This is a genomic window from Shumkonia mesophila (assembly GCF_026163695.1).
In the GTDB taxonomy this organism is placed as follows: Bacteria; Pseudomonadota; Alphaproteobacteria; order Rhodospirillales; family Shumkoniaceae; genus Shumkonia; species Shumkonia mesophila.
In genome coordinates this window covers 121,730-133,773 of sequence record NZ_JAOTID010000008.1, presented here as the reverse complement: position 1 = coordinate 133,773, position 12,044 = coordinate 121,730, and the positions used below count along the sequence as shown (strand labels likewise).

The following is a 12,044-nucleotide window of genomic DNA, read 5'->3' as shown; positions in this document are numbered from 1 at the left end:
CCCATCCCCGCCGGCGGGTCAGCCGTTGGCGGGGAGATCCTGGGCGCAATTGATGCAAACCGGCGTCGTCGGGTCGTTTTCCAGGCGCTTGGCGGCGATCTCTTCCCCGCAGGCGACGCAGTCGCCGTACGTTCCCTCATTGATCCGCTGCAGCGCCGCGTCGATGCGCTGGAGCTCCCGTTGGCGGCGCCGCTCGATCTCGATGTCCATGGCCTGGGATTGGAGGGCGTCCATGCGCGACAGCCGGCCGGTGGTGGTCTGATCGACCTCGACCGGTTTCAGGGAATCCTGGTCGGCGGCGCTTCGCTTGACCAACTCGCGCCGGCGCGCCTGCATCCAGGCCTTCAGCTTCTTGATGTCGATGTCGGTTCTGTCGCTCATGGTCTTCCCAGTATTATCCTCGCTGTTTGTCGGCCAACTCGCCGCACCATCTCCCCGACGGGACCATCGGTCACTCGCATCAAAGAGGGTCGGACGAGGGGAATGTCAGGAGGCCATGCGATCAATCGCGTGCAGCCACCCTTGTTCCGGCTGTGGAGGCGGCCATTTTCGGGACCACCCGTACCATTCCCCGAACCACACATTTTCCACCCGGCTTCGGCGATACCGGGTGTGCCATGACCATTTCAGGTGCATCCAAAGGCACGCAGGCTTTAGTCTGAACTGTTCGTGCGCGAATAGCAACCGCCCGGGGGCGGTAGCGGTGGGCGAGCGGAGAGGAGGAGCGGCATGTTTCGGCGTGCCGAACGTGCCTGGACGGACTTCGCGGAATGGTGCCGCGGCCGGGGCCTGAAGGCCCTGCCGGCCCATCCGTGGACGGTCGCGGTGTTCGCCCGCTGGTGCGAGCCGCGCCTGCCGGCCGTCCAGATCGCGCGCAACCTCAAGGCTATCGCGCGCGTCCACCTGCTGGCCGGCCACCCGGTACCCGACCGCCACCCGACGGTGCGCCGCACGCTGCGCGCCATCGAAGCCCGCCAGGCCGGCGCGGCGCTGTTCCGCGCCGAGGACTTCATCCCCTCCGACACCCCGCCCCCGAAACGACGGTCCGCCGTCGCCGAAGCGCCGCGGCGCGGCCGCCTGGTCATGCCGAGCCGCCCGAAACTGACGTCGCGCCGCCCGCCGCGGGCGTGACAATGCCCTCAGCGCAAGGTCGCGCGCACCGTCATCTCGGAGGGTCGGGCGGCGGGAGCGCCGTCGCCCCCCTCCAAACGAATTACCCCTTCATAGTCGCCGGCCGGCCATTGGCTGCCTTTCAAAGGCTTGCCGGCGAAGATGAACAGGCGGGCCTGGTCCTTCTCCACGGGGTATGTGGATTCGCTGACCGTCTGCCCGTCCGGCCCGCGGATGCTCAGCACGATGCGATGGCCGGTCCGTACGTTGAACAGATCGGCCCACAACACGAGGGCGGGAATGCTGCGGGCCAACGCGGAGTCCGCATAGCCGCCGTCGCGGGCCTTAGCAGCCGCCGGTTTTTCATCTGCGAATCCGGCGTGGTAGACGACGTTGAGGGTGTAAGGCAGCGCGGCCAGTGTCGGCGGCCTCCACAGCGGGGCCTCGCCCAGGCCGCACCCTGATGAACGGATGGTCCCGACGAAGGGATCGATGGTCTTGCCGGCGTGCCGGACCGTCATGTGCAGGTGGGGGAACTGGGTGAAGCCGGAAAGGCCGACCAGGCCCAGCCGCTCGCCGGCCCGCACCTTTCGGCGCGGCGCCACCGCCACGCTTCCCCGGCGCAGGTGGCAGTATTGGGTTTCCCAGCCGTTGCCGTGGTCGAGGACGACGCCGTTGCCGCATTCCTTGCCGCCCGAAACGGGCGGCGCGGAGGCCTTGAGGTCGGCATCGGCCTCGCCGTCGCGCGCCGCAGTGACGACGCCGTCGGCCGCCGCCAGCACGGCGACGCCTTCGCGCATCGCCCGGCCGTCTCGGATGGCGAAATCGGTGCCGTTGTGGGCGTTGCCCCCGGCGCCATTATAAGTGGCCTGGCCGCAGGCGTAGTCGCGAACCCCGGGGCCGGGGTCGTGATCGACGTAGTTGACGATCCAGCAGGTTTCGCCGGGAACGCAATCGATCGGCAGGGCAAGCGCCAGCGCCGGGTCTGCCGCCGCCGACGGTCCGGCGCCGAAGGCCGTCGCCAGCAGGATCAACCCGCCGAGGACTTGGCGCCGGAAAGGGGGTGTGCGGTCGCGCATCGCCGGAGACTAGCCCGGATCGGTCGCCCCTGGAAATGGGATGAAGCTGCCTTCCCGGTGCTTCCCCCTTGACCCGGGCGGGGGGCGCTGACACTTTCAGCGGCCATGCGCATCTTTCGCCATTTCGACCGCTTGCCCGAGCAGGCCCGGGGCGCCGTCATCGCCGTCGGCAACTTCGACGGCGTGCACCGCGGCCATCAGGCGGTGATCGGCGAGGCCGGCCGCATCGCCCACACGGCGGGCCGGCCGTGGGCGGTCATGACCTTCGAGCCGCACCCGCGCACCGTGTTCAAGCCGGACACACCGCCCTTCCGCCTGACGCCCCTGCGCGCCAAGGCGCGCGAGATCGCGGCCCTGGGTGTCGATCATCTGGTCGTGCTGCGCTTCAACCGCGCCTTTTCGCAGATGCCGGCCGAGGCGTTCGTCCATGACGTGATCGTCGATGGATTGGCGGCCCATCATGTGGTGTGCGGTTACGATTTCGCTTTCGGGCATGGCCGCACCGGGACGCCCGAGTTCCTGCTCCACATGGGCAAGAGCGAAGGGTTCGGCTTCACCTGCGTGCCGCAGTTGAAGGACGGCGAGGGCGAGGGCTTTTCCTCGACCCGGGCCCGCGAATGCCTGATTAACGGCGATCCCAGCGGTGCCACCCATGTGCTGGGGCGGCCGTTCGAGATCGAGGGGCGGGTGGTGGTCGGCGACCGCCGGGGGCGCACGCTGGGCTACCCCACGATCAACATCAGGCTCGGCGAATTCCTGCGCCCGGCCACCGGCGTCTATGCGACCCGCATCGGTATCGAGGACAACGGCAGGACGGTCTGGCACGACGGCGTCGCCAACCTCGGCTACCGGCCGACTTTCGCCGGCGCCGACATCGGCCTTGAGGCGCATATCTTCGATTTTTCCGGCGATCTTTACGGGCGGCGTGTGCGGGTCGCCCTCGTCGACTTTTTGCGGCCGGAACAGAAGTTCGACGGCCTTGAGCAACTGAAGAAGCAGATCGCCGAGGACAGCGAACGGGCCCGCAGGATCTTGGCGCGGCCGTAAAATGCTTTATAACGCCACGTAACGCGGCCCCCGTCGGGGCGCGGCAATCAGCGAGCCATCCCATGAGCGTGAATTACAAGCCGACCATCTTTCTGCCGAAGACCGACTTCCCGATGAAAGCGGGGCTGCCCGAGCACGAGCCCGAGTTTCTGGCCCGCTGGGAGAAGATGGACATTTACGGCCGCCATCGCGAGCAGGGCAAGGACCGCGAAAAGTTTGTGCTGCACGACGGCCCGCCCTACGCCAACGGCAACATCCACATGGGAACGGCGCTCAACAAGATCCTCAAGGACGTGATTGTGCGCTCGCGCCAGATGCTGGGCTACGACGCCAATTACGTCCCCGGCTGGGACTGCCATGGCCTGCCCATCGAATGGAAGATCGAGGAGAAGTACCGGGCGGCCGGCCAGGACAAGGACCAGGTGCCGGTGGTCAAGTTCCGCCAGGAATGCCGCGAATTCGCCGCCCGCTGGATCGAGGTCCAGAAGGAGGAGTTCAAGCGCCTGGGCGGGGTCGGCGACTGGGATCATCCCTACACCACCATGGCCTTCGACGCCGAGGCCACCATCGTGCGCGAGTTCGGCAAGTTCCTGATGAGCGGGGCGCTTTACAAAGGTGCCAAGCCGGTGTTGTGGTCGGTCGAGGAGAAGACCGCGCTGGCCGAGGCCGAGGTCGAGTACTACGACCACACGTCGACCACCATCTATGTGCGCTTCCCCATCGCGAAAACCGCCGCCCAGGGACTGGACGGCGCCGCCATCGTGATCTGGACCACCACGCCGTGGACCATCCCCGGCAACCGCGCGGTCGCCTATGGGGAAGGCATCGACTACGTGGTGGTCGAGGTCAAGGCGGTGACGGAAAAGAGCTTGGCCAAGGTCGGCGAGCGCATGATCTTCGCCGAGGCGCTGGTGCCCGAGATCGCCAAGGCGGCCGGCATCGCCGAGCATGCCATCGTGCGTAGGCTCAAGGGGGGCGAGCTGGCCGGCACCGTCTGCCATCACCCATTGCATGGTCACGGCTACGAGTTCGAGGTGCCGGCGCTGCCCGCCCATTTCGTCGAGATCGACACCGGCACCGGCTTCGTGCATATCGCGCCCGGCCATGGCGCCGACGACTGGGAACTGGGCATGAAGAACGGCGTGCCGGTGCCCGAGACGGTGGACGGCGACGGCCGCTTCTTCGCCCACGTGCCGATGTTCGCCGGCAAGCATGTGTTCGACGTGAATGCCGAGGTCGTCGAGGTGCTGAAAGGGATGGGCGCGCTGCTGGCCTCGGGCACGCTGGTGCACAGCTATCCGCATTCCTGGCGTTCCAAGGCGCCGCTGATCTTCCGCAACACCGCCCAGTGGTTCATCAGCATGGAGAACACCGGGCTTCGGGATACCGCGCTCAAGGCCATCGAGACGACCCGTTTCGTGCCGGCGGCCGGCAAGACGCGGCTTTACGGCATGATCGATTCGCGGCCCGACTGGTGCGTGTCGCGCCAGCGCGCCTGGGGCGTGCCGTTGACGGTATTCGTCAATCGCATCACCGGCGAGCCGCTGCGCGACCAGAAGGTCCTGGACCGTATCGTCGCCGCCGTCGAGAAGGAGGGCGTGGACGCCTGGTTCACGGCCGACCCGGCCCGTTTCCTGGCTCCCGAGTACGACGCCAGGGACTACGAGCAGGTGACCGACATCCTGGACGTGTGGTTCGATTCCGGCTGTACCCACGCCTTCGTGCTGAAGGCGCGGCCCGACCTCAAATGGCCGGCGTCCCTCTATCTGGAAGGTTCCGACCAGCATCGCGGCTGGTTCCATTCCTCGCTTTTGGAATCCTGCGGCACCACCGGCCAGGCGCCCTACGAGGCGGTGTTGACCCACGGCTTCGTCATGGCCGAGGACGGCCAGAAGATGTCGAAATCGCTCGGCAACACCATTCTGCCGCAGGACGTGATGAAGGAACACGGTGCCGACATCCTGCGCCTGTGGGTGGTGGGGTCGGACTATTCCGAAGACCTGCGCATCGGCCCCGAGATCCTGAAACGCAATGCCGACATCTACCGGCGGCTGCGCAATACGCTGCGCTATCTCTTGGGCAACCTGAACGGCTTTACCGAGGCCGAGCGCCTGCCGGTCGATCAGATGCCCGAGCTGGAGCGCTGGATCCTGCACCGCCTGTGGGAAATGGACGGTCAACTGCGCCAAGCGTGCGCCGACTTCCAGTACCATCCGTTCTTCGGCGAATTGCACAACTTCTGCGCCGTAGACCTGTCGGCCTTCTATTTCGACGTCCGCAAGGACTCGCTTTATTGCGACGCCGCCGATTCGGTGACCCGGCGGGCGGCGCGCACCGTGCTGGACGAACTGTTCAACTGCCTGACCGCGTGGCTGGCCCCCTTCATCTGCTTCACCGCAGAAGAAGCCTGGCTGATGCGCCATCCCGGCACGGACGAGAGCGTCCATCTGCGCCAGTTCCCCACCATCCCAGCGGTGTGGCGCGACGATGCGCTGGCCGCCAAGTGGACGACGGTGCGCGACTTGAGGCGCGTGGTGACCGGCGCGCTGGAACTGGAACGCGCCGCCAAGCGCATCGGCTCCAGCCTCGAAGCCCACGTCGATGTCTTCGCGACGGCGGCGCACGTTCAGGCCATGGCCGGCGTCGATCTCGCCGAGATCGCCATCACGTCGAGCGCCGCATTGCGTGAAGGCGAGGCGCCGGCGGAAGCCTTCCGGTTGAGCGACGTCGCCGGCGTCGGTGTGGTCCCGGGCCCGGCCGATGGCAAGAAATGCGCGCGCTGCTGGAAGGTCCTGGACGACGTGGGTGCCGATTCCACCTACCCTGACGTCTGCGGCCGCTGTGCCGACGCCGTGCACAAGCATCCGGAGCCGCTGACCTGACCGGCGAAAGCGGAAACGGGAGGACGCCATGCGATCCAAGAGCGTAGTCCGGCTGGGGATTGGCATGGTGCTTCTGGTCTTTGGGCTCGATCAGGCGACCAAGTGGTGGATTCTCGAATCCGTCATGCGGCCGCCCCGCGTTCTGCCGGTGACCCCCTTCTTCAACCTGGTGATGGGGTGGAATCGCGGTGTCAGCTTCGGCATGTTCAATCAGGACAGTGCCTACAATGCCTGGATCTTCACGGGCTTGGCGCTGGTGATCGCCGCCGTGCTGGTGGTCTGGATGTGGCGGGCCGAGAGCCGGCTCGTCGGCATCGCCATCGGCCTCATCGTCGGCGGCGCGCTCGGCAATGCGGTCGATCGCGTGCGTTTCGGCGCGGTTGCCGACTTTCTGGATTTCCACGTCGCCGGTTACCATTGGCCGGCCTTCAACGTCGCCGACTCGGGCATTACCATCGGCGCCGTTCTATTGCTGGCGGATGCCTTGTTTAGCCGGCCGGAAAAGCCTAAAAATAAGGCGACGAACCAAGCGAGCGAACCATGATGAGCCGAACACTGTGGACAATTGTTGCCGTTTGTGCGGCCATTGGGTTGGGGGGCTGCGAGCAGACGCGGGGCATGCTCGGCCTCAACAAGAGGTCGCCCGACGAGTTTGCCGTCTATTCGCGCGCGCCGCTGAGCCTGCCGCCCAATTATGGCCTCAGGCCCCCCGAACCGGGCAGCGACCGCCCGAATCTGGTGATGCCGCGCGACGAGGCGCAGAGCGCGTTGACCGGTACCCGGGCGGCGCCCAGGCAGCCGGTTTCGCGGGTCGGACCCGACGAGGTCGCCGTGATGGCCTTGCTGCGCGACCTTCGGGCCAACGAAGCCGATCCCAACATTCGCGTCGAGGTCGACCGCGAGACCTCGGTGCTGGCCGCCGAGAGCCGCACGTTTACCGATAAGCTGATCTTCTGGCGCGACCCCGAGCCTTACGGGGAGGCGGTCGATCCCGGCAAGGAAACCAAGCGCATCCAGGAGGCCAAGGCCCTGGGCCAGCCTCTCAACAAGGGCGACGTGCCGATTATTTCCCGCAAGAAGCGCAGCCTTCTCGAAGGTATTTTCTGAGGCGACGGCCACGGCCCATCTTTCGACCCGCGCCGCTCAAGCGGCGCGGGTCGGGATAAGGAGGCCGTGTCGCCTGCCTGCGCGAAGCCGAAGCGGCTTCGCTTCGGCGAAGGCAGGAAGGATGGCCGGGCGCTTGCCGTCGGGGGATCAGACCCCATATCCAAGCCATTGCCGTCAACGCCGCACGAAAGGAATTCGATGAAGCCGTTTTCGCGCCTGGGATCGGGACTGCGTGCCGCGCTGGCTGCGGCGGCCTTCGTGGCCACGGGGCTGGCCGGGCCGTTCGCCGGGGCCGCCGTCTTCAATCCCGAAACCTTCACGCTCGCCAACGGCATGCAGGTGGTGGTCGTCCCCAACCATCGGATGCCGGTCGTCACCCACATGGTCTGGTACAGGGTGGGCGCGGCCGACGAGGCGGACGGCGAATCGGGCAGCGCCCACTTCCTGGAACACCTGATGTTCAAGGGGACCGAGACCCTTCCCGCCGGCGTTTTCTCGCAGACCGTGGCGCGCAACGGGGGCCGCGAGAACGCCTTCACGGCGTCGGACTACACCGCCTATCACCAGACGGTAGCGAAGGACCGGCTCGAACTGGTCATGCGCATGGAAGCCGACCGCATGACCCACCTGATCCTCAACCCCGAGCAGGTGGAACCGGAGCGCCAAGTGATCCTCGAGGAGCGGCGCATGCGCACCGAGAGCGACCCCGGCGCCCTGCTCGGCGAATACGTCGATGCCTCGCTGTTCCTCAATTATCCGTACCGGCGGCCGGTCATCGGCTGGGAACAAGAGATCCGCTCCCTGTCGGTCGGCGGCATCATGGCCTTCTATCGGAAATGGTACGCGCCGAACAATGCGATCCTGGTGGTGGCCGGCGACATCACTGCCGCCGAACTCAAGCCGTTGGCCGAGAAGTATTATGGCGTCATCCCGCGCGGTCCCGACATCCAGCGGCTGCGCCCGCAGGAGCCCGAACAGCGGGCGCCGCGCCGTGTCGTCTTCAAGGATGACCGCGTCCGCCAGCCGGAATGGAGCCGCGTCTACCTGGCGCCCAGCTATTTCTTCGGCGACGCCAGACAGATCTACGCCCTGGAGGTGCTGGCCGACGTTCTGGGCAGCGGCGCCACCAGCCGCTTCTACCGGCACTTCGTGGTCGAAGGACAGAAGGCCGTTTCGGCCGGCGTGTCCTACAGCGGGCGCGCCGTCGGCCCGGGCCGTTTCGGCCTGTACGTCAGCCCGCGGCCGGGGGTGACCCTGGCCGAAACCGAAACGGCGGTCGACGCCCTGCTGGCCGAGGCCGTGAAGACGGGGATCACCGCCGAGGAGGTGCAGCGGGCCAAGGATCGCATCATCGCCGGCGCCATCTATGCCCGCGATTCGCTGGGTGGCGGCGCCAGGGTGCTGGGGGCGGCGCTGGCCATCGGGCTCAAGGTCGAGGACGTCGAGGAATGGCCGGAGCGCATCCGTGCGGTGACCACCGAAGAGGTCAACGCCGCGTTGCGGGCCGTGCTCGATCCCGGCCGTTCGGTGACGTCCGAACTGCTGCCGGCCAATGCCGCGGACGGAAAGGTCTGATCATGACGGGCGCAAGGCATATCCGCCGGATCGGCCGGCTGCTTTTCCTCATCGTCGGCCTGCTGGCCGTCGGGCCGCGGCCGGCTTCGGCCATCGACATCCAGCGGGTGACCAGCGCGGGCGGCATCGAGGCGTGGCTGATCGAGGATCACACCAATCCCATCATCTCGGTCAATTTCGCCTTCCGCGGCGGCTCGGCGCTCGATCCGGCCGGCAAGGAGGGGTTGGCCGACATGGTTTCCGGCCTACTCGACGAGGGGGCCGGCCCCCTGGACAGCATGGCCTTCCAGACCAAGCTCGAGGATCTGGCCATCACGCTGCGCTTCGAAGCCGGGCGCGACACCTTCGGCGGGCGCCTGGCGACCCTGACCGAGAACCGTGACGCCGCCTTCGACCTGCTGCGTCTGGCGCTGACCGAGCCGCGATTCGATACCGAGCCGGTGGAGCGCATCCGCGGCCAGATTCTTTCCAACCTGCGCCACCAGACCGAAGATCCCAACAGCCTCGCCTACAAGGCCCTTTTCGCCGAGCTGTTTCCCGGCCATCCCTACGGCCGGCCGTCGGAGGGCACCGAGGACAGTATCAACGCCATCACGGCGGCGGATCTGCGTGGCTTCAGCGTCGGCCGGCTGGCCCGCGACAATCTGGTGATCGGCGCCGTCGGCGACATCTCGCCCCGGGAACTGGCCTCGGCGCTCGATCAGGCGTTCGGGAAGCTTCCCGAACGCGCGGCGCCATGGCAGGTGGCGGCGGCGACGCCCCGCGCCAGCGGCACGGTCTCGGTCGTCAAGAAGGCCTTCCCGCAAAGCACCATCGTCTTCGCCCAGCGAGGGCTGATGCGCGACGACCCGGATTATTACGTGGCCTATGTGCTCAACCACATTCTCGGCGGCGGCGGCTTCACGTCGCGTCTGTATACCGAGGTGCGCGACAAGCGGGGCCTCGCCTATTCGGTCTACTCGGCCCTGGTGCCGATGGACTTCGCGGGACTGGTGATGGGCGGGGCGGGCACGCGCAACGACCGCGCCGCCGACACCGTCAAGGTGATCCAGGACGAATGGCGGCGGATGGCCACCGAGGGGCCGACGGCCAAGGAACTGGACGACGCCAAGCTGTACCTGACCGGCTCATTCCCGTTGCAGTTTTCCTCGAGCGATCGCATCAGCGGCATCCTGACCGCCATCCAGCTCGACGACCTGGGCATCGACTACCTGGACAAGCGCAACGCGATGATCGAGGCGGTCACGCTGGAGGACGCCCGACGGCTGGCCCGCAGCCTGCTCGATCCCGCCGGCCTGCGCTTCGTGGTGGTGGGCCAGCCGGCCGGCATCGGGACCGGCGGCTGAGTCCTTTCCCGGCGACGGGTAGTCGTTGGCCCGGCCAGCCGCGTCGTGCTATGGTCCCGCCGCTTTCCACGATGGATTCCGGGACCTTGAACACAGCCGTCGAAAACCCGCGACATCAGTCGACCTACGCGCTCATGCGCCGGCTGGCCCGCGAGCACATGCGGCCCTATCTCGGCCGCTTCGCGCTGGCCGTGGTGTTCATGGCCGTGATGTCGGCATCGACCGCCTTTCAGGCGTGGCTGATGCAACCGATGGTCAACGAGGTGTTCGTCGCGCGCAATGCCAACGTCCTGTGGCTGGTGGCTGGCGCCGTGGTGGGGGCCTTCCTGGTCAAGGGCATCGCCACTTACGTGCAGGCGGCGATCATGGCCGGCGTCGGCCTTTCCATCATCGCCGACCTGCAGAACCGGCTTTACGCCCACTTGGCGTGCATGGACCTGGCGTTCTTTCACGCCAACCAGACCGGCGCGCTCATCTCGCGTTTCACCAACGACATCAACCAGATGCGCACGGCGGTCTCGAACGCCATCACCAGCGTCGGCAAGGACGTCCTGACATTGATCGGGCTGGTCTTTGTCATGTTCTATCAGAACTGGGAACTGGCCCTCATTTCCTTCTTTGCCTTCCCGGTGGCCATCTATCCCATCGCCCGCCTGGGCCGGCGCATCCGCAAGGTGACCGCCAACACCCAGGAGGAGACCGGCCTGTTCATGACGTTGCTGGAACAGACCTTCCAGGGCATCCGCGTGGTCAAGGCCTATGGCATGGAGGATTACGAGAAGTCGCGGATCGGCCGCATCGTCGAAACTATCCGCGGCCTCCAGGTGCGGGCTGAACGCATCCGCGCGTTCTCCAGCCCGATCATGGAAACGCTGGGCGGGCTCGCCATCGCCGTCGTCATCGTTTACGGCGGCCAGCAGGTGATCGACGAGGGCAAGGACCCCGGCTCCTTCTTCTCGTTCGTCGCCGCGCTGGTCATGGCCTATGAACCGATGAAGCGGCTGGCCAACGTCAACATGAGCATCCAGCAGGGCCTGGCCGGCGCCCAGCGCCTGTTCGACCTTCTGGATATCGAGCCCGAGATTCGCGAGAGGCCCGACGCCAAGCTGTTGGCCATGGCCGGCGGTGGTATTCGCCTGGAGGGCGTGCGGTTTTCCTATGGCCCCCGCTCGCCGGCGCTGAACGGCGTTTCCATCGAGGTGCCAGCCGGCAAGACGGTGGCCCTGGTCGGGCCGTCGGGGGCGGGCAAGTCGACCATTCTCAACCTCATCCCCCGCTTCTACGACGTCAACGACGGCCGAGTTATGATCGACGGCGTCGACGTGCGCGACGTCACCTTTGCCTCGCTGCACGCCGCCATCGCCCTGGTCAGCCAGGAGGTCATGCTGTTCGACGATACGGTGCGCGCCAACATCGCCTATGGCCGGGCCGGCGCCAGCGAGGAAGACATTGTGCAAGCGGCGCGCCACGCCGCCGCGCACGATTTCATCACGGCGCTGCCCGAAGGCTACGACACGATGGTCGGCGAGCAGGGCGTCAAACTGTCGGGCGGCCAGCGCCAGCGCCTGGCCATCGCCCGAGCCATGCTGAAGAACGCGCCCATCCTGCTGCTCGACGAGGCGACCTCGGCGCTGGACACCGAATCGGAGCGCCAGGTGCAGGCGGCCCTGGGCCTTCTGATGCGCGGCCGCACGACGCTGGTCATCGCGCACCGATTGTCCACCGTGGTCGACGCCGACCTGATTTACGTGATCGACGATGGGCGCATCATCGAGGCCGGCTCGCACGCCGAACTGCTGGCGCGCGAAGGCATGTACGCCCGGCTCTATGCGCTGCAGTTCGCCGACCAGAACGGCGAGGACGCCGCCGTCGCCGCGTCGGCGTAGCGGCCGGCGCGG

The 12,044-nt window shown here is 67.0% G+C and carries 10 protein-coding genes; 8 read left to right on the top strand and 2 right to left on the bottom strand.

The features are described 5' to 3' along the window. Window positions 1-18 precede the first annotated feature (18 nt). Window positions 19-381 carry a TraR/DksA family transcriptional regulator gene (locus ODR01_RS14675; RefSeq protein ID WP_316978426.1) on the bottom strand — a complete coding sequence of 121 codons (363 nt, stop codon included), beginning with the start codon at window positions 379-381 and terminating at the stop codon, window positions 19-21. Between the two features lie 348 nt (window positions 382-729). Between ODR01_RS14675 and ODR01_RS14670 the strand changes: the two genes are divergently transcribed. Continuing rightward, window positions 730-1,131: a hypothetical protein gene (locus tag ODR01_RS14670; RefSeq protein ID WP_316978425.1), complete on the top strand. Its 402-nt coding sequence runs from the start codon at window positions 730-732 to the stop codon at window positions 1,129-1,131. An 8-nt stretch (window positions 1,132-1,139) separates the two neighbouring features. On the opposite strand, the gene ODR01_RS14665 is transcribed toward ODR01_RS14670, so the two are convergent. After that, window positions 1,140-2,189: a M23 family metallopeptidase gene (locus ODR01_RS14665; RefSeq protein WP_316978424.1), complete on the bottom strand. Its 1,050-nt coding sequence runs from the start codon at window positions 2,187-2,189 to the stop codon at window positions 1,140-1,142. Window positions 2,190-2,294: 105 nt separating this feature from the next. On the opposite strand from ODR01_RS14665, the gene ODR01_RS14660 reads away from it, so the two are divergent. The 7 genes from ODR01_RS14660 (at window position 2,295) to msbA (ending at window position 12,032) form a co-directional block, all read left to right on the top strand. Continuing rightward, the gene (locus ODR01_RS14660; protein ID WP_316978423.1) at window positions 2,295-3,236 is read left to right on the top strand and encodes a bifunctional riboflavin kinase/FAD synthetase; all 942 of its coding nucleotides are present in this window, start codon (window positions 2,295-2,297) and stop codon (window positions 3,234-3,236) included. A 62-nt stretch (window positions 3,237-3,298) separates the two neighbouring features. Continuing rightward, window positions 3,299-6,118 carry an isoleucine--tRNA ligase gene (ileS, locus tag ODR01_RS14655; protein WP_316978422.1) on the top strand — a complete coding sequence of 940 codons (2,820 nt, stop codon included), beginning with the start codon at window positions 3,299-3,301 and terminating at the stop codon, window positions 6,116-6,118. 28 nt (window positions 6,119-6,146) lie between these two features. Further along, window positions 6,147-6,662: a signal peptidase II gene (lspA, locus tag ODR01_RS14650; protein ID WP_316978421.1), complete on the top strand. Its 516-nt coding sequence runs from the start codon at window positions 6,147-6,149 to the stop codon at window positions 6,660-6,662. Next, window positions 6,659-7,225: a DUF3035 domain-containing protein gene (locus ODR01_RS14645; RefSeq protein ID WP_316978420.1), complete on the top strand. Its 567-nt coding sequence runs from the start codon at window positions 6,659-6,661 to the stop codon at window positions 7,223-7,225. Before lspA ends, ODR01_RS14645 begins: the two co-directional genes overlap by 4 nt. 198 nt (window positions 7,226-7,423) lie before the next feature. Further along, window positions 7,424-8,800 carry a M16 family metallopeptidase gene (locus ODR01_RS14640; protein ID WP_316978419.1) on the top strand — a complete coding sequence of 459 codons (1,377 nt, stop codon included), beginning with the start codon at window positions 7,424-7,426 and terminating at the stop codon, window positions 8,798-8,800. Window positions 8,801-8,802: 2 nt separating this feature from the next. Next, window positions 8,803-10,146, top strand: a complete 1,344-nt coding sequence (locus tag ODR01_RS14635; RefSeq protein WP_316978418.1) for a M16 family metallopeptidase — start codon at window positions 8,803-8,805, stop codon at window positions 10,144-10,146. A gap of 86 nt (window positions 10,147-10,232) precedes the next feature. Beyond that, complete coding sequence (gene msbA, locus ODR01_RS14630; RefSeq protein WP_316978417.1) at window positions 10,233-12,032, top strand: lipid A export permease/ATP-binding protein MsbA; 1,800 nt, start codon at window positions 10,233-10,235, stop codon at window positions 12,030-12,032. Window positions 12,033-12,044 lie beyond the last annotated feature (12 nt).